Annotated in this window: 4 protein-coding genes; all 4 read left to right on the top strand. The window is 74.5% G+C overall.

The window, feature by feature from the left end:
* The first annotated feature begins 490 nt into the window (after positions 1 to 490).
* A complete protein-coding gene (locus ACZ6MA_RS32235; protein ID WP_469438275.1) occupies positions 491 to 2,506 on the top strand; it encodes an AfsR/SARP family transcriptional regulator in 2,016 nt (671 codons plus the stop codon).
* A 120-nt stretch (positions 2,507 to 2,626) separates the two neighbouring features.
* Entirely contained in the window at positions 2,627 to 3,394 is a 768-nt protein-coding gene (locus ACZ6MA_RS32230) for a thioesterase II family protein (RefSeq protein WP_469438273.1), read from the top strand.
* Positions 3,387 to 4,856 (top strand): amidase family protein, encoded by a 1,470-nt coding sequence (locus tag ACZ6MA_RS32225; RefSeq protein ID WP_469438272.1) that lies wholly within the window; start codon positions 3,387 to 3,389, stop codon positions 4,854 to 4,856. The genes ACZ6MA_RS32230 and ACZ6MA_RS32225 overlap by 8 nt, the downstream gene beginning before the upstream one ends.
* Before the next feature lie 272 nt (positions 4,857 to 5,128).
* Positions 5,129 to 20,556, top strand: a 15,428-nt coding sequence (locus tag ACZ6MA_RS32220) for an amino acid adenylation domain-containing protein (RefSeq protein WP_469438270.1), incomplete at its 3' end; no start/stop codon positions are given.

Raw genomic sequence — 20,556 nt, 5'->3', positions numbered from 1 at the left:
GCCGCGGCGTGAACTCGCCCTGGGAGTAGGTTTCCCAGGCGGGTGCGGCGGCCGCGGTGGTCGACGGCCGGGAACACCGCGATCAACTGATGGGTTGATCAGTTGACCGCCTTTCGGGGTGTGTGCCAGGTTCGACGAGCACACCGGGACATCGCATACCGAACCGCACCGAAATGTCATCTTACGGTCAGACAATCGCGGGAAATTGTTGGGGAATCGGCCGTGTTGTGGCGCCGTACCCGGCCGCGTCCGCACCCTGACGAGGGCTGCCGCGCGCGCGATACGGCCGGCCGAACGCGCGGGTGGAGGGGCGCGGCACGTGATGCGACGACCTTGAGGTGTTAAGTCTGGACCATGCACATCGAGGTCCGCGGGGGGCCCTTTCGACCACGGCCCCGGCGAGGGCCGCGCCACCCGCCACGGGTGACCGGCCGTGTCCCGCGACCGCTGTGAGCTAGGACACGAAACGGGGGATGTACGAGTGTCGCAAATGATCGAGATACCGCTGCCGCGCTCCGCGCGGGGAGGAGTTTTGCAGCCACGCGCCCCACGGCCGCAGGGGGAGCCGGCGGACCGGGGCGACGTCTGCTTCGACTTCCGCGTCCTGGGCCCGCTGGAGGTCTGGGCGGGGTCCGGGCAGCTGGCCATCGGCGGGCCGCGGCAGCGGACCGTCCTCGCGATGCTGCTGCTCACGCCCGACCGGGTGGTGACCCTCGAGCGGCTCATCGAAGCGGTGTGGAGCGGGCACCCGCCCGCGACCAGCCGCACCCAGATCGCCATCTGCGTGGCCAGCCTCCGCAAGGCGTTCGCCGCGGCCGGCTACGCCGGTGAGGTCATCACCACCGCCACACCCGGCTACGCGATCCGGACCGGACCGCACCGCATCGACTCGGTGGCCTTCGCCGAGGACGTGGAGACCGCGCAACTGCTCGCCCAGCGCGGCGAGACCGACGCCTCGGCCGACCTGCTCGGCCGGGCGCTGGCGCGGTGGCGGGGCCCGGTCCTCACCGACATCTCCAGCCACGTCGTCGAGGCCGAGGCGGAACTGCTGGAGCGCCACCGGTTCTCCGCCTACGAGCAGTACGCGACCCTGCAACTGCGACTGGGCCGGCACCGGGAGATCGTCGCCGAACTCTCCGCGCTCGTACAGGAGCGGCCGCTGTGGGAACACGCCCGGGCCGCGCTGATGCTCGCCCACTACCGCTCCGGGCACCGGTCCGAGGCCCTCGGCCTCTACCACGAGGCCCGCCGGGTCTTCCGGGAGGAACTCGGCCTGGAGCCCGGCCGCGTCCTGCAGGAACTGCACACCGCCATCCTCCAGGAGGCATCCGGGCTGATGCCGCTCGGCGGCTTCCCCGAACCGCTGCGCGTGGACCGCGCCAAACCGGAACTCCCGCCCGGCGCGCCCACGTTCGTCGGCCGCGAAGGCGAGCTGGCCGCCCTGGACGCCCTGGCCGACCACCGCGAGCCCGGCAGCGCTCCGGCCGTGGGCCTGCTCGTCGGCCGCTCCGGCGTGGGCAAGACCGCGCTCGCCCTGCACTGGGCCCGCCGCGCCGCGGAGGCGTTCCCCGACGGGCAGCTCTACGTCGACCTGGACCGCACCGGTCTCGTGGCCGCGCCGGCCGAGCTGCTGCGGGAGCTGGGGGTACCCGAATCGCGGATCCCGGCCGAGTACCGCGACCGGATCGCCGAACTCCACCGGCGGCTCGACCAGCGCCGGGTGCTCGTCATCCTCGACGGCGTACCCAACGACACCGTGGCACCGGAGTGGGTGCCCCCGACGGGGGACTGCGGCATCCTCCTGATCAGCCAGCGCGTCCTGGCGGTCAAGGCCCGCGTCCGGCTGCGGCTGTCGGAACTGGCCCCGGGGGAGGCCGTGACGCTGTTCGGCGCACTGGTGGGGGACGAGCGGGGCAAGGAGGGCGGCGCCTCGGTGGAACGGCTCGCCCGGCTCTGCGACCGGCTGCCGCTCGCGCTGTCCGCGGCCGCCGCCCGGCTCGCGGCGAAGCCCCACTGGAACCTCTCCCACCTGATCGCCCGCCTGCGGGACCCGCGCCACCGCCTGGAGGAGCTGTGCAGCGGCACGCCCGCGCTGCGGGCCGCCCTGAACAACAGCTACCGCGGCCTCAAGCCCGCGGCGGCCCGGCTCTACCGCCGGCTCGGTCTCCTCGACGGTGACCGCGTCGCCGTGTGGATGGGGCAGGCGCTGCTGGACACCGGGGCGATGGACGCCGAAGGACTCCTGGAGGAACTCGTCGACGCCACCCTGCTGGAGGTCACCCACGCCGGATCCGACGGCCGCTTCCAGTACCGCCTGCCGGACCTGATCGCGCTGCACGCCCGGGAACTCGTCGAGACCGAGGAGAGCGACCCCGAGCGCATCGCGGCCCGGGAGCGGATGACGGCGGCGGCCCGCCGGGAACAGGCTCCGCTGCACTGCGTTCCGCTCAACCCCCAGTTCCACGGGATAGACGACCGATACGGCACCGATATCGACGCCCGTTAACGTGCGCCGACGGCACCCGGCGTCCTTCCTTCCCCCTTGGGGACCCCTGGTGCCGCACGCGTCGGCCGGTCCGCCGCGGCCGCCCGGCGGCCCCGGGAACGTCAGCACTGGAGGAACACCATGACGGTCACGCACCAGGCCGCCCCCTGGCTGCGGCGGTACGGGCGGGTGAGCCGGCCCCGGCTGCGCCTGGTGTGCTTCGCGCACGCCGGTGGCGGGCCGAGTGCGTTCCGGACCTGGCCGGGCGGGCTGCCGGGCGACGTGGAGGTCCTCGCGGTGCGCTACCCGGGGCGCCAGGACCGGGTGGCCGAGCCCTGCGTGGACCGGATGGAGCCCCTGGTCGACGCCGTCACGAAGGCGCTCGCACCGGAACTCGACGTCCCCCTCGTGCTCTTCGGCCACAGCATGGGCGCCTGGATCGCCTACGAGGTGGCCCAGCGGGTCGATGTGCACGCGCTGATCGTCTCGGGGCAGGTGCCGCCCGCACGCCGGGAGTCGGCACCGGCCGGGTCGGCCCGCCGGGGCGAGGGCGCCGGCTTCGACGACGACGAGGCCCTGCTCGCCGAGGTCAAACGGCTCGGCGGCTACGACGCCGAACTCTTCGAGCACCCCGAGCTGCGCGACCTCGTCCTGCCGCCCATCCGCGCCGACTTCGAGCTGGTCCGCACCTACCGGCCGGGGACCCCCACACCGCTGGAGTGCCCGGTGTACGCCTGCTACGGGGAGGACGACGCCGACGCGCGCCCGGAGGACGTGCGGGCCTGGGCCGACACCACCACCGGGCCCTTCGCGGAGACGCGGCTGCCCGGCGGGCACTTCTATCTCACCGACCAGGAAACGGCGTTGCTCGGGAAGCTCTCGGAGTGGCTGGCGGTGCCCCGTGGCTGACCTGGCCGAAGCGGCCCTCGCGGAACTGCGCGCGGACCTGGCCGGCGGCCGGCTCAGCGCGCTGGAGCTGACCCGCTGGTACCTGGAGCGCATCGCGCGACTCGACGACGGGCTGCGCGCGGTCATCGAGGTGAACCCGGACGCGGAGGCGGACGCCGCCCGCCTGGACGCCGGACCGCGCACCGGGCCGCTGCACGGCATCCCGGTCCTGCTCAAGGACAACCTGGACACCGCCGACCGGATGCACACCTCCAGCGGCTCCACCGTCATGCTCGGCTCCCGCCCGGAGCGCGACGCCACGGTCGTCGCCCGGCTGCGGGAGGCCGGCGCGGTGCTGCTGGGCAAGGCCAACAAGACGTCCTGGGTCAGCGGTTCGGCCGGATGGTCGGCCCGGGGCGGACAGACCCGCAACCCCTACGCGACGGACCGGTCACCGCACGGGTCGAGCTCCGGGTCGGCGGTCGGGGTCGCGGCGAACCTGTGCGCGGTCGCGCTCGGCACCGAGACCGTGGGGTCCATCCTCGGTCCCGCCGCCGCGAACTGCCTGGTCGGAGTGAAGCCGACCACCGGGCTCACCAGCCGGGCCGGGATGATCCCCGCCATTCCGAGCTTCGATTCCATCGGCCCGCTGACCCGGACCGTGGCCGACGCGGCGGAGGTCCTCTCCGTCATCGCCGGCCCCGACCCGCTGGACGCGGACACCGCCGGCGCCCCCCGCCTGGACTACCGGCGGTTCCTCGACGCCGACGGTCTGCGCGGACGGCGCATCGGGGTGCCCCGGAAGGTGTTCTTCGGCTACAGCGAGGCGGCCGACGCCGTCGCCGGGGAAGCCCTCGACGCGATGCGCCGTGCGGGCGCGGTGATCGTCGAGGACACCGACATCACGGCGGCGGCCGAGCTGACCACCCACCCCGCCATCGGCCTGGTGGTGGCCCACGAGACCGCGCACCACCTCGACCGCTACCTCGCCCGGACCCCCGGGGAGCACCCCCGGAGCATCGCCGAACTCGTCGCGGCCAACCGGGAGAACGCCGAGGTCGAACTCGCCCGCTTCGGCCAGGACACCCTGGAGATGCTCGCGTCGTTCGCCTACGACCTGGACGGTGCGGAGTACCGCGAGGCGCTCGCCACCGTGCGCCGCATGGCGGGCGCCGACGGCATCGACGCCGTCATGGCCGAGCACCGGCTCGACGCGCTGGCCATGCCGACCGGGCCGCCGCCGTGGCTCATCGACCCGGTCGAGGGCGACCCCGAGTGGCACGGCTCGGCCCTCGCGCCCGGTGTCGCGGGCTACCCGGCGATCACCGTGCCCGCGGGCTGGTCGGACGGCCTGCCCGTCGGCATCACCTTCACCGCCGGGGCGTTCGGCGAACCGGACCTCTTCCGCCTCGCCTACGGCTTCGAACAGGCACACCCGGTCCGCCGCCCACCGGCCGCCGGCCGGGTGACCCGCTGCGCCTGACCCTCCTCGCCCCCTGCCCGCCCCCGAGGCGGCACCCCGCACCCCCCTGCCGATCCTTCGGCAGGGGGGTGCGTCGGTGACGGCCGACCACCACAGAAGCCCGTCCGGCGATTGAGGACACAGCGGCTATCGCGGTGGTATCGGCCGGCACCCGAGGCGAAAACGCACGCGATAACGCGGCGAAAATGCCGCTCCGTACCGTGCCCCATCGTGCCGGACGTGCAACTTTCCCGGCTGTTCCAAGGCGCCGACCTAGTGGGGAGTTCAGCAGCGTGGATGCTCGTGCGACGCGTAATCCGGTCCGGTCCGGTGGGGACGGCGACGCGGTGCGCATGCCGCTGCCGGCACTCGTCCGGGCCCAGGTGGAGATCCGGCCCGGCCATCCGGCGGTGATCTGCGGTGCGACGACGCTCAGCTACGCCGAACTCGACCGCCGCGCCGCCCGCCTGGCCCGGCTGCTGCTCGCGCTCGGGGCGGGCCCCGAGCGGACGGTGGCGCTGGCGCTGCCGAGGTCCGCCGACACGGTCGTGGCCATGCTGGCCGTGCTGAAGGCCGGCGCGGCCTACCTGCCGGTCGACCCCCGCTACCCCGCCGAGCGGATCGCCTTCATGCTGGCCGACGGCCGCCCGGCGGTCCTCGTCACCACCGCGGACACCGCCGCCACACTTCCGGCCGGACCGGCCCCCGTGCTGCTCCTGGACGAACTCGACCTGAGCGAGGGCGAGGGCGCGGCGGCCGACGCCGCGATCGGCGTCGACCACGCCGCCTACGTCATCTACACGTCCGGCTCGACCGGCCGGCCCAAGGGCGCGGTGCTGCCGCACCGGGGCGTCGTGAACCACATGCTGTGGCAGGCCCACGCGTGGGACATCACCCCCGAGGACGTCGTCCTCGCCCGGACCTCGTTCAGCTTCGACGCGTCCGGCTCGGAGATCTGGCTGCCGCTGATCGCCGGGGCCACGATCTGCCTGGCCCCCGACGAGGTCGTCGGCCTCCCGGACCGGCTCCTGGCGTATGCGGCCGAACACGGCGTGAGCGTCGCCCAGTTCGTGCCCTCGCTGCTGGCCGCCGCCCTCCCGGCGCTCCGCGACACCCCCGGGCTCGCCCTGCGGCTGCTCTTCGTGGCCGGTGAGGTGCTGCCGCCCGCCCTGGCGGAAGAGGTCGTCACCAAGCTGGGCATCCGGCTCGCCCACCACTACGGCCCCACCGAGGCGTCGATCGACGTCACCGCCCACGAGGTGCGCGCCGGGTCGTTCCAGGGCAACGTGCCCATCGGCACCCCGCTGTGGAACACCGAGATCCACATCCTCGACGCCGCCCTGCGCCCGGTGGCGCCGGGCGAGGAGGGCGAACTGTACGTGTCGGGCGTGCAGCTCGCCCGCGGCTACCTGGGCCGGCCCGGTCTCACCGCGCAGCGGTTCGTCGCCTCGCCCTTCGCGGCGGGCGAGCGGATGTACCGCACCGGCGACCTGGCCCGCCGGCGGGACGACGGCCTGGTGGAGTTCGCCGGCCGGGCCGACGATCAGGTGAAGGTCCGCGGTTTCCGGATCGAACCGGGCGAGATCGAGGCCGCGATCACCGAGCTGGCCGAGGTGGCCCAGGCCGCCGTGACCGTGCGCGAGGACCGGCCGGGGCAGCAGCGCCTGGTGGCCTACCTCGTCGGCGGGGCGGAGCCCGCGACGGTACGCGACCGGCTCGCCGCCCGGCTGCCCGCGCACATGGTGCCGTCCGCGTACGTGACGCTCGACGCGCTGCCGCTCGCCCCCAACGGCAAGCTGGACCGCCGGGCCCTGCCCGCACCGGAGCGGGCCGCCGGGGCGGGCCGGGACGCGCGCACCCCCGCCGAGGAGATCCTCAGCGGGCTCTTCGCCGACGTCCTGGGCGTGGATCGGGCCGGGGTGGACGAGGGATTCTTCGACCTGGGCGGCGATTCGCTGCTGGCCGCCCGGCTGATCAGCCGCATCCGCACCGCCTTCGACCGGGAGGTGTCGATCCGGACCCTGTTCGAGGCGCCGACGGTGGCCGGGCTGGCCGCCCGTCTCGACGACGCTGCGGCCGCCCGCCCCGCGCTGGTCCCGGCCGAGCGCCCGGACCCGATGCCGCTGTCGCACGCCCAGCGCGGACTGTGGTTCCTGCACCGGCTCGAGGGCCCGAGCGCGACCTACAACATCCCCCTCGTCCTGCGCCTCACAGGCACCCTCGACGTCGAGGCGCTCGGCGCCGCCGTCCGCGACGTCGCCCGGCGGCACGAGACGCTGCGCACCGTCTTCCCCGAGGTGGACGGGGTCCCCCGCCAGCACGTCCTGGACGCCCCCGTACCGCTCGCCGTGGTGACCACCGAGGACCTCGACGCCGCCGTGGCCGAAGCCGCCCGGTACCCCTTCGACCTGCACACCGAAATCCCCCTGCGGGCCAACCTGTTCACCCGTACCGGGACCGACGAGCACACCCTGCTGCTGCTCATGCACCACATCGCCGGAGACGGCTGGTCGGAGCGGCCGCTGATCGCGGACCTGTCCACGGCCTACACCGCCCGCCTCGACGGCCGGGCACCGCGGTGGGACGAGCTGCCGGTGACGTACGCCGACTACACCCTGTGGCAGGGCGACACCGACGCCGGGCTCGACTTCTGGCGGGCCGCGCTGGAGGGGCTGCCGCAGCTCGTCGAGCTGCCCACCGACCGCCCCCGGCCCCCGGCCGCGGGCTTCGCCGGCGACGAGCTGCGCACCCACCTCGACGCCGGTCTGCACCGGGCGGTGACCGCGCTCGCCCGCACCACCGGCAGCACCGTCTTCATGGTGGTGCAGGCCGCCCTCGCCGCGCTCATGACCCGGCTCGGGGCGGGCACCGACATCCCGCTCGGCACCCCGTCCGCCGGCCGCCCCGACGAGCGGCTCGACGGGCTCGTCGGCTACTTCGTCAACACCCTGGTGCTGCGCACCGACACCTCCGGCGATCCCACCTTCCGGGAACTGCTGGGCCGGGTGCGCGCCACGGACGTGGCCGCCTACCCGTACCAGGACGTGCCGTTCGACCGCCTGGTCGAGGCCCTCAACCCGCCGCGGTCCCTGGCCCACCACCCGCTGTTCCAGGTCATGCTGACCTTCGAGAACCTCGGCCTGGCCCGGCCCGAACTGCCCGGCCTGGAGGTGGAGGTCGACGAGGCCGCCACCGGCGTCGCCAAGTTCGACCTCGACCTGCGCCTGCGCGAGCGCCACGCGGACGACGGCACCCCGGCCGGCGTGGACGTGATCGTCGAGTACGCCACGGACCTGTACGACCGCGCCACGGTGGCCGCGCTGACCGCCCGGCTGGAGCGGCTGCTGCGCGCCGCGGTGGCCGACCCCGAGCGCCGGATCGGCGCCCTGGACATCCTCACCGGCGCCGAGCGCGCGGAACTCGCCGCCCGCCCGGTGCGGGTCGTGGACGAGCACGGGGAGCCGGTGCCCGACGGGGTGACCGGCACGGCCGACGGCGACCGGGCCCGGTGGACCGCCGACGGCCGCCTGGAGCGCCTCGGCGAGCCGGTCCTCGTGCACGGCACCCGCCTGGACGTCTCCCGCGTCACCGCCACCCTGACCGCCCACCCCGCCGTGGCCGAAGCGGCCGTCGTGGACGGGCCCGTCGCCTACGTCGTCCCCGTCGCCGGCCGGTCCGTGCGCGCCGTCGACCTGCGCGAGGGCCTCGCCCGCACCCTGCCCGACTACCTCGTCCCGGACGGCTACGTCATCGTCGACGCGCTGCCGCGCACCGCGGACGGCCGGCTCGACACCGCCGCCCTGCCCGCTCCCCACACCGATGCGCCCACCAAGGCGGGCACCCCGGAGGAGGAGTTGCTCGCCGGTCTCTTCGCCGAGGTGCTGGGCCTGCCGGAGGTCGGGACGCACGAGGGCTTCTTCGACCTCGGTGGCGACAGCATCGTCTCGATCAAGCTGGTCAGCCGCGCCCGCAAGGCCGGGCTGCACATCACCCCCCGCGACGTCTTCGAGCACAAGACCGTGGCCCGTATCGCCGCGGCCGCCCGCACGACCGCGCCCGAGGCCCCGGCCGTCCGCGACATCGGCACCGGCACCCTGCGCCCCACGCCGATCATGGCGGAGCTGCGGGAGCTGGGCGGCCCGGTCGCCGGGTACCACCAGTCGACGCTGCTCGTCGTCCCGCCCGGGCTCGGCACCGAACGGCTGGCCACCGCGCTGCGCGCCGTCCTCGACCGGCACGACGCGCTGCGCATGCGCCTGCACGACGACTGGCGGCTGACCATCCCCGAGCCGGGCGGCGTCACCCCGGCCGTGCGCCGGGTCGACGTCACCGGGGCGGACGACGAGGCCCTGCGCCGCGCCATAGCCGGACACCACAGGGCCGCACAGGACGAACTGGACCCGCACGCCGGGGACCTGGTGCGCGCGGTGTGGTTCGACGCCGGAACGGCACCCGGGCGGCTGCTGCTGCTCGTCCACCACCTCGCCGTGGACGGCGTCTCCTGGCAGCCGCTCCTGGCCGATCTGCGCACCGCCTGGGAGGGCGGCGCCCTCGAGGTGGTCGGGACCTCGTTCCGCCGCTGGAGCGAGGTGCTGGCCGAGCAGGCCGGTGCCCGTGGCGGCGAACTCGCCCTGTGGCAGGCGGTGTCGGCCACCCCCGACCCGCTGCTGGGCGACCGCCCGCTGGACCCCGCCACGGACCTGCGCGCCACCGCCCGCACGCTGACCCTGACCCTGTCGGCGGAGGTCACCGCGCCGCTGCTCGGCGCCGTCCCCGCCGCCGTGCACGGCGGTGTGCGCGACGTCCTGGTCACCGGCCTCGCCCTGGCCGTCGCCGAGTGGCGGCGCCGCCGCGGCGTCGACGCGTCCGCGCTGCTGCTGGAGGTGGAGGGGCACGGCCGCGAGGACATCGTGGACGGCCTCGACCTGACCCGCACCGTCGGCTGGTTCACCAGCGCCTACCCGGTCCGGGTCGACCCGGGCACGGCGGACGGCCCGCGCGCCCTCAAGCAGATCAAGGAACAGCTGCTCGCCGTGCCGGACAACGGCATCGGCTACGGCCTGCTGCGCCACCTCGACGCGGGCACCGCCGCCGCGCTGTCCGGCCATGCCCGCCCCCAGCTGGGCTTCAACTACCTCGGCAGGTTCGCCGCCCCCGAGATCGCCGACTGGGCGCCCGCGCCCGAGGCCCCGGCGCTCGGCGCCGGCTTCGACGACGCCATGCCGCTCGGCCTCACCGTGGAGCTGGACGCCACGACCGTGGACCACCCCGACGGGCCGCGGCTCGTCGCCCAGTGGACCTGGGCCGGCCGGCTGCTCTCCGACGAGGCGGTCCGCGAGCTGGCCGACGCCTGGTTCGCGGCACTCACCTCCCTCGCGACGGTACGCGCCGGTGGCTTCACCCCCTCCGACCTGCCGCTCGTGGCCCTGTCGCAGAGCGACATCGAGCAGCTCGAGACGGCCCTGCCGAATCTGGCGGACGTGCTGTCCCTCGCCCCCCTCCAGGAGGGCCTGCTCTTCCACTCGCTCTACGACGCCGACGGCGCCGATGTGTACGCCGTCCAGGAGGTCTTCGACCTGCGCGGCCCGCTGGACGCCGGCGCCCTGCGGGCGGCGGCCGCCACCGTGCTCGACCGCCACCCGAACCTGCGCGCCGGGTTCCACCACGAGGGCCTCTCCCAGCCCGTCCAGGTGATCCTCGACGACGTCGAGCTGCCCTGGCGCGAGGTGGACCTCTCCCAGCTTCCCGAGGCCGACCGGGCCGGCGAGCTGGCCCGGGTCGTGGCCGGTGCCCGCGCCGAGCGCTTCGACCTGGGCCGCCCGCCGCTGCTCCGGTTCACCCTGGTCCGGCTGGCGCCGGAGGAGCACCGGCTCGTGCTGGTCAATCACCACATCCTCTTCGACGGCTGGTCCATGCAGCTTTTGCTGGACGAGCTGTTCGCGCTCTACCGCGGCGAGGGCCTGCCCGCGCCCGCCGCCTTCCGCGACCACCTGGCCTGGCTGGCATCCGTGGACCGGGCCGCGTGCGACGACGCCTGGCGGGCCGCCCTGGCCGGGCTCGACGCTCCCACCCTGCTGGCCGTGCCGGGCACGGCCGCACCCGAACGCCCGGTCCAGGTCTACTGCGACCTGCCCGACGACGTCTCCGGCCGGCTGGGGGAGCGGCTGCGCGGCCACGGCCTCACCCTCAACACCGTGGTCCAGGGGCTGTGGAGCCTGCTGCTCGGCGGCCGCACCGGCCGCGACGACGTGGTGTTCGGCGCCACGTTCTCCGGCCGGTCCCCGGAACTCGCCGGTACCGAGGCGATGATCGGCATGTTCATCAACACGCTGCCCGTGCGCGTCCGGCTCGACCCGGCGGAGACGCTGCGGCAGCTGATGGAGCGGGTCCAGGACGAGCAGTCCCGGCTGATCGCGCACCAGCACATCGGGCTCAACGACGTGCAGCGCATCGCCGGGCTCGGTGAACTCTTCGACACGCTGACCGTGGTCGAGAACTACCCGCACGACGACGATGACGTCTGGGAGCCCGCGCCCGGCCTGCGCGCGAGCGTGCTGGAGGACCACGACGCCACCCACTACCCGCTGACCCTCTCCGTGCTGCCCGGGCAGCGGCTGCGCCTGCGGCTGGAATACCGGCCGGACCTCTTCGACGCGGACCGCATCGAGGTCCTCGCGGCCGACCTCGTCCGCCTCCTCACCTCCTTCGTGGACGACGCCGAGCTGCCCGTCGGGGCACTCCTCGGCACCGTCGCGGCCGCTGCCGGGGCAGAAGCAGATCCTGAGGCGACGGCAGCGGCCGCCGTGGCGGAGCCGGAGGCCGGGGACGACGCCCTGGTGGCGCTGTCCTTCCGGGCACCGCGCACCCCGGAACAGGAGATCCTCTGCGGGCTCTTCTCCGCCGTGCTCGGCGTGCCGACCGTCGGCATCGACGACAGCTTCTTCACCCTGGGCGGGCACTCGCTCACCGCGATCCGGCTGCTCAGCCGCATCCGTTCGATGTTCGGCGTGGAGCTGGGCATCCGGCACCTGTTCGAGTCGCCCACCGTCGCCGAGCTGGCCGAGCGGATGAAGGGCGCCGAGCAGTCCCGGCTCGCCCTCGCCCCGATGCCGCGACCGGACCTCGTGCCGGTGTCGGCCGCGCAATGGCGGCTGTGGTTCCTGTACCGGCTCGAAGGGCGCAGCGCCACCTACACCGTGCCGCTGCTGCTGCGGATGTCCGGCGCCCTGGACCGGGCGGCGCTGGACGCCGCGCTCGGTGACATCGTGGCCCGCCACGAGAGCCTGCGCACGCGGTTCCCCGAGGTGGACGGCACGCCGTACCAGCTGATCGTCGACGCGGAGCGGCCCGAGGTCACCGTGGTCGACACCGATGAGGCCCGGCTCGCCGAGGAGTTGTCCGTCGCCACCCGGTACGGCTTCGACCTCGCCACCGAACTGCCGCTGCGCATCACCTTGTTCCGGCTGTCGGAGACCGAGCACGTTCTGCTCTTCCTGCTGCACCACATCGCCAGCGACGGCTGGTCGGACGCACCGTTCGCCCGGGACCTGTCCGTGGCGTACGCGGCCCGGGCCGGGGGCCGGGCGCCGGGCTGGGCGCCGCTGCCCGTGCAGTACGCCGACTACACGCTCTGGCAGCACGAGCTGCTCGGTGACGAGAACGATCCCGAGAGCCTGCTGTCGAAGCAGCTCGCGTACTGGAAGCGGACCCTGGCCGGGCTGCCGGAGCAGCTGGAGCTGCCGGCCGACCGGCCCCGGCCGGCCGCGGCGAGCTTCCGGGGCGACGAGGTGCGGTTCGAGCTGGACGCCGGGCTGCACCGCGAGCTGCTCGAACTCGCCCGCCACACCAACACCACGCTGTTCATGGCGTTCCAGGCCGCGGTGGCGGCGTTGCTCACCCGCCTCGGCGCCGGTACCGACATCCCGCTCGGCGGCGTCATCGCCGGCCGGACCGACGAGGCGCTCGACGAGCTGATCGGCTTCTTCGTCAACACCCTGGTGCTGCGCACCGACACCTCCGGCAACCCCACCTTCCGGGAGCTGCTCGCCCGGGTGCGGGAGACCGACCTCGCGGCCTACGCGCACCAGGAGGTGCCCTTCGAGCGGCTGGTCGAGGTCCTCAACCCGACCCGGTCCCTCGCGCACCACCCGCTGTTCCAGGTCATGATCCTCTTCCAGAACAACGCCGAGGGCGATCTGCGCCTCCCCGGCCTGCGGGCCCAGCTGGAGGACGTCGGCTCGGGCGTCGCCAAATTCGACCTCGACTTCGACATGCAGGAGCGCTACGGCCCCGCCGGTGAACCGGACGGGCTGCTGGGCCTGGTCGAGTACGCCACGGACCTGTTCGACCGCTCCACCGTCGAGGTGATCGTCGAGCGGCTGGGCCGGCTGCTGCGTGCCGTCGTCGCCGACCCCGACCGGCGGCTGTGGGAGACCGACATCCTCGCCCCCGCCGAGCGCCGGGCGCTGGTCGGGGAGTGGACCACCCCCGAGCCGCCGCGGGACACCGTGGCCGCCCGCTTCGAGGCCGTCGCGGCGGCCCACCCCGACGCGACCGCCGTGGTCGACGGCGCCGAGCGCCTGACGTACCGCGCGCTGAACGCGCGGGCGAACCGTCTCGCGCACGCCCTGATCGCCCAGGGCGTGGGCCCGGAGTCCGTGGTGGCGCTCGCCCTGCCGCGCCGCGCGGACCTCGTGGTGGCCGTCCTCGGCGTGCTGAAGGCCGGCGGCGTCTACCTGCCGCTGGACCCCGGCTACCCGGCCGAGCGGCTCGCGTTCGTCCTGGACGACGCCCGGCCGGTGGCCGTGGTGACCGGTGCCCGCACGGACGTGGCACTGCCCGACGGCATCACCCGTGTCGTGATCGACGAACTGCCCGACGGGCCGGTCACCGACCCCGCCCGCCCCGGGCCGCACCCGGACAACGGCGCCTACATCATCTACACCTCCGGCTCCACCGGACGGCCCAAGGGCGTGCTCGTCCCGCACCGGAACGTGCTGCGGCTCTTCGAGCAGACCGAGCAGTGGTTCGGCTTCGACGGCAGTGACGTGTGGACGCTGTTCCACTCCTACGCGTTCGACTTCTCCGTGTGGGAGCTGTGGGGCCCGCTGCTGCACGGCGGCACGCTCGTCGTGGTGCCGCACGAGGTGAGCCGGTCGCCGCTGGAGTTCCTCCGGCTGCTGCACAGCGAACGCGTCACCGTGCTCAACCAGACGCCCTCGGCCTTCTACCAGCTCATGCAGGCCGACGAGGAGATGCCCGGCACCGAACTGGCCCTGCGGTACGTCATCTTCGGCGGCGAGGCCCTGGACCCGGGGCGCCTCGCGTCCTGGTACGACCGGCACGCCGACGACGCCCCCGTGCTCGTCAACATGTACGGCATCACCGAGACCACGGTGCACGTCACCTACCAGGCCCTGGACCGCGCCTCGGCCGCCGCCGCCGCGCACAGCGTCATCGGCGTCGGCATCCCCGACCTGCGGGTCTACGTGCTCGACGAGGGGCTCCAGCCGGCGGCGCCCGGCAGCACCGGCGAGCTGTACGTGGCCGGCGCGGGCCTGGCCCGCGGCTACCTCGGCCGCCCGGGGTTGAGCGCGCAGCGGTTCGTCGCCGACCCCTACGGCCCGGCCGGGGCCCGCATGTACCGCACCGGTGACCTGGCCCGCCGTGCCGTCGACGGCACCCTGTCCTACTTCGGCCGGGCCGACGACCAGGTGAAGATCCGTGGTTTCAGGATCGAGTTGGGCGAGATCGAGTCCGCCGTCCTCACGGCACCGGGCGTCACCCAGGCCGCCGTGGTCGTCCGCGAGGACCGGCCCGGCGACCCGCGGCTGACCGCGTACCTGGTCGGTGCCGGCGCCGATGCCGGCCGCGTCCGCGAGCACGTGGCCGCCGCCCTTCCCGGGCACATGGTCCCGGCCGCCTTCGTCACCCTGGAGCGCCTGCCGCTCACCCCGAACGGCAAGCTCGACCGCAAGGCGCTGCCCGCCCCCGACCTGTCCGCCGCCGTCCGCGGCCGGGCCCCGCGCACCCTGCGCGAGGAGCTGCTCGCGGGCCTCTTCTCCGAGGTGCTGGGCGTGGCCCGGGTCGGGATCGACGACAACTTCTTCGAGCTGGGCGGGCACTCGCTGCTCGCCACCCGGCTGATCAGCCGCATCCGCTCCGGGCTGGGCGTGGAGGTCCCGGTCCGGGCCCTGTTCGAGACGCCCACCGTCGCCGGGCTCGCCGGCCGGCTGGACCAGGCCGACGGGGCGCGGCTGCCGCTGCGGCCGGCGGTGCGGCCGGAGCGGGTCCCGTTGTCGTTCGGCCAGCGGGGGCTGTGGTTCCTCAACCGTCTGGAGGGCCCCAGCTCGACGTACAACGTGCCGCTGGTGATGCGCTTCTCCGGACCCCTGGACGTGCCCGCGCTGCGCGCCGCCCTGCACGACGTCGTCGCCCGGCACGAGGGGCTGCGCACCCTGTTCCGGGAGGCCGACGGCACGCCGTACCAGCACATCGTCCCGGCGGCCGAGGCGGTCGTGGAACTGCACGTCGTCGACATCGACGCCGAGCACCTGACCGGCGCGCTCGCCGAGGCCGCCCAGTACCACTTCGACCTGGTCACCGAACTGCCCATCCGGGCCACCCTGTTCCGCGTCGGCGACACCGAGCACGCCCTGCTGCCGCTCATGCACCACATCGCCAGCGACGGCTGGTCGGAGACCCTGCTCGGCGACGACCTGTCCGTGGCCTACGCGGCCCGGGCCGAGGGGCGGGCACCCGCCTGGGCGCCGCTGCCGGTGCAGTACGCCGACTACACCCTGTGGCAGCGGGAGCTGCTCGGCCGCGAGGACGACCCCGACAGCGCGATCTCCCGGCAGCTCGCCTACTGGACCGAGACGCTGCGCGGCATGCCGGAACTGGTGGACCTCCCCACCGACCGGCCCCGCCCGGCCGTGGCCACCTACGGCGGCGCCGAGTCGCCGCTGCGCCTGGGCGCCGAGCTGCACGACGCGCTGCTGAAGATCAGCCGACAGCACAACAGCACCCTGTTCATGACCATCCAGGCCGGGCTGGTGGCGCTGCTGAGCAGGCTCAGCGGCGGTACCGACATCGGCATCGGCACCCCCGTAGCCGGCCGCACCGACGAGGCCCTGGAAGACCTCTTCGGGTACTTCGTCAACACGCTCGTGCTGCGCACCGACGTCTCCGGCGACCCGAGCTTCGCCGAGCTGCTGGGCCGGGTCCGCGACACCGACCTGGCCGCGTTCGCCCACCAGGACGTGCCCTTCGAGCGGGTCGTCGAGGTCGTCAACCCCGTCCGGTCGCTGGCCCGGCACCCGCTGTACCAAGTCATGCTCACCTTCGAGAACTTCGACGAGGTCGAGCTGTCGATGCCGGGCCTGCACACCCGTCTGGAGGACGTCGAGGGCGACGCCGCCAAGTTCGACATGGACGTCCGCCTGCAGGAGCGCTACGGCCCGAAGGGCGAGCCCGCCGGCATCGTCGGCGAGATCGAGTACGCCACCGACCTGTTCGACCGCACCACGATGGACGCCTTCGGCGACCGTCTGATCCGGCTGCTCACCGCGGCCGCCCAGGACCCGGCCGCCCCGGTCGGCTCCCTCGACCTGCTTGCCGACGACGAACGGGAGAACGCCCTCGTCGACGCCGAGGGGCGCCGCGTACCGCCGGGCGTGGTGGCGACGCTGCCCTCCGGCGAGCTGGCCCGCCGGGGCCGCGACGGCGTCACCGAACCGCTCGGCCGCGCCGAGGACGTCCGGGTGGTGCGCGGCTTCCGCGTCAACCCCGCCGAGGTCGCGGCCCGGCTGCGGGAGGTCTTCACCGACGCCGCCGTCGTGGCGGGCGCCGGCCGCATCGTGGCCTACGTCGTCCACGACGGCGACGGCACGGCCGCCCGACGGCTGGCCGAGACCGTGCTGCCCGACTACCTGACGCCGACCCGCTTCGTCGTCGTCGAGACGATCCCCGCCGAACTCCCCGTCGAGGCCGCCGCCGACTCCGGCGTGCGGCGCGCACCGCGCACCCTGCGCGAGGAACTCCTCGCCCAGCTCTTCGCCGAGGTCCTCGGTGTCGACTCCGTCGGCGTCGACGACAGCTTCTTCGACCTCGGCGGCCACTCGCTGTCGGCGATCCGGCTGCTCAGCCGGGTCCGCGCGGAACTCGGCGCGGAACTGCCCGTGCGGGCCCTGTTCGCCGACCCCACCGTGGCGGGACTCGCCGCCCGGCTCGATACCACCACCACCGACCGGCCCGCCCTGCGCCGCCGCGAACGCCCCGCCCGGGTGCCGCTGTCCTTCGCGCAGCAGCGGCTGTGGTTCCTGCAGCGCCTCGAAGGCCCCAACACCACCTACAACGTGCCCTTCCTGCTGCGGCTCGCCGGTGACCTGGACACCGCGGCCCTGGAAGCGGCGATCGGGGACCTGGTGGCACGGCACGAGACCCTGCGCACCGTGCTCCCCTCCGACGCCGACGGCAACCCCTACCAGCGGGTCCTGGGTGTCGACGAGGCACGCCCGGTGCTCGCCCGGGGCACCACCACCCCCACCGAGGCGGCACGGCACGCCTTCGACCTGGAGACCGAGACACCACTGCGGGCGACGCTGTTCACCGACGGACCGGCACAGCACACCCTGCTCCTGCTGCTCCACCACATCGCCAGCGACGGCTGGTCGACCGGCGCCCTCGCCCGCGACCTGTCGACCGCCTACGCCGCCCGCCGCGCCGGGCGCGCGCCCCGCTGGCCCGAACTGCCCGTGCAGTACGCCGACTACACCCTGTGGCAGGCCGAGCTGCTCGGGGCCGAGGACGACCCGGACAGCCTCGTCGGCCGCCAGCTGACCTGGTGGAAGGGCCACCTGGACGGCATCCCCGAACTGCTGCCCCTGCCCACGGACCGGCAGCGGCCCGCGGCGGCCTCGCACCGCGGCGCCGAGGTCGGCTTCACCATCCCCCTCGACCTCCACCACCGCCTCCAGGACGTGGCGCGGAAGACCAACACGACACTGTTCATGGTCCTCCAAGCAGCCCTGGCCGCCCTGCTGTCCAAGCTGGGCGCGGGCACCGACATCCCCATCGGCACCCCGGTCGCGGGCCGCACCGACGGCGCCCTCGACGACCTCGTCGGCTTCTTCGTCAACACCCTCGTGCTGCGCACCGACGTGTCCGGGCAGCCGTCCTTCCGCGACCTGCTGGGCCGGGTCCGTGAGGCGGACCTCGCCGCGTTCGCCCACCAGGACGTGCCGTTCGAGCGGCTCGTGGACGCCATCCGCCCGGAGCGCTCCCTCGGCCACCACCCGCTGTTCCAGGTGATGCTCGTCTTCGAGAACGACGACGACGGCGATCTCGCCCTGCCGGGCCTGACCGCGACGTTCGACGAGGACGTCGAGATGGGCGCCGCCCGCTTCGACCTCACCCTCCACATGCAGGAGCGGACCGGCGCGGACGGCACGGCCGCGGGCATCGGCGTCGACCTGGAATACGCCGAGGACCTCTTCGACGCCGCCACGGTGCGGCGGATGGCCGAGCAGTTCCTCCACCTGCTCGACGCGGTCGCCGCGGACCCGGACACCGCCTGGGACCGGATCACCCTGCCGGGCGCCGTCCCCGGGGCCGAATCCGCCCCGGCCCCCGCCCCCGCCGACGGGCCCGCCCTGCTCGACCTGATCCGGGCCCAGGCGCCCGACGCCGTCGCGATCGTCGACGGGGACACCGAGACGACGTACCGGCAACTGCTGGCGGCACCGCCCGCCGGGGTCCTGGCGGCCGTCGTCGCCGGCGAGCCGATCGTCCTGCGCACGGCGGGCACCGGCACCCCCGTCGTCGTCCCGCAGAGCGTCGTCGCGGCCCGGATCGCCGCCCGCCAGGCCGTACACCGCCTGGACGCCACCGACCGGGTGCGGGCCACCTCCGCGCCCGGCACGGCGGGCGAGATCGACGAGGTGCTCTGGCCGCTGACCGTCGGCGCGACCGTCGTCCGTGACGGTGCGGCGACCACCGTCCACACCACCCCCGCCGGACTGGCCCAGCTGCTGGCGGGCCCGGCGGCGGCACGGGCGGGACTGCGCCGGGTGTTCGTCACCGGCGAGGCGCTGCCCGAATCGCTCCAGCGCGCCTGGTTCGAGACCGTCGACGTACCGCTGTGGCACACCTACACGCTGGCCGAGGCCGCCGGTGTCGTCACCGAGCACCGCTGTGACCCCGACGCGTGGGACGCCGTCGTCCCCCTCGGCACCCCGGTGCCCGGTGCCACCGTGCACGTGCTCGACGCGGGCCTGTGCCCCGTCCCGCCCGGTGTCGTGGGAGAGCTGTACGTCGGCGGCCCGCTGCTGGGCTCCGCGCCCACCCTGGTCCCCGACCCCTTCGGCGGACCCGGCGACCGGCTGGTACGCACCGGCGACCTCGCCCGCTGGACCCCCGAGGGACAGCTCGAATTCGTCGGGGCCCCGCTGCCGACACCCGGCTTCACCACCTACCCGGCCCGCCTGGAAGCCGTACTGGCCGACCACGGCAACATCGCCCTGGCCACGGTGACGGTCCACGACGGCCGCCTCGTCGCCCACCTCCTGCCGGCGCCCGGCGCCACCGTGCTGCCCGACGCCGTGACGGCGTACGCCCGGGCCGTCCTGCCCGAGCACCTCGTCCCGGACGCGGTCGTGGTCCTCGACCGGCTGCCGCTCACCCCGGCGGGCCGGCTGGACCGGGCCGCGCTGCCCGCCCCCGCCCGGACCGACACCACGGCACGCGCACCGCGCACCCTGCGCGAGGAACTCCTCGCCGGGCTCTTCGCCGAGGTCCTCGGCGTCGACCGGGTCGGCATCGACGACGGGTTCTTCGAGGTCGGCGGGCACTCGCTGCGCGCCACCCGGCTGATCAGCCGCATCCGGACCGCGTTCGGCGTCGAACTGCCCGTCCGGGCCGTCTTCGAATCCCCGACCGTCGCCGGACTGGCCCGGCACCTCGACGACGCGAAGGCCGCCCGCCCGGCCCTGGTGGCCGGCCCCCGCCCGGAGCGGGTGCCGCTGTCGGCGGCCCAGCGACGGCTGTGGTTCCTGCACACCCTGGAAGGACCGACCGCCACCTACAACGTGCCCTACGTCCTGCGCCTGACCGGCCGGCTGGACGTCCCGGCGCTGACGGCCGCCCTGGGCGACGTGGCCGACCGGCACGAGGCACTGCGGACCGTGTTCGCCGAGGACGACGGAACCCCCTATCAGCGCGTCCTCGACGGCATCGCGCCGGTCGTCGACGTCATCGACCTCACCGGTGCCGATGACGCTTCGGTGGGTGCCGCGGTGGACGAGGCGGCGGGGTACGCGTTCGATCTGGCGGGTGAGCTGCCGGTGCGGGCGTCGGTGTTCCGGGTGGGTGCCGAGGTGTCGGTGCTGTTGGTGTTGATGCATCACATCGCCGGTGACGGCTGGTCGTTGGCGCCGTTGGCGGATGACTTGTCGGTCGCGTATGCGGCGCGGGTCGGTGGGGGTGTGCCGTCGTGGTCGCCGTTGCCGGTGCAGTACGCGGACTTCGCGTTGTGGCAGTCCGAGGTGCTCGGTGACGACGCTGATCCGGAGAGTGTGTCGGGCCGGCAGGTGGAGTTCTGGCGCACGGCCCTGGCCGGAGCACCGGACCTGATCGAACTGCCGACGGACCGTCCGCGCCCGGCGACCCCGTCGTACCGGGGCGGTGCCGTTGGTCTGGCACTCGACGGTGAGGTGCACGGCCG

The sequence above is a fragment of the Streptomyces sp. NPDC042259 genome, assembly GCF_055582085.1.
Note: the sequence above shows the minus strand (reverse complement) of the source record. Positions and strands in the feature narration are given on the sequence as shown.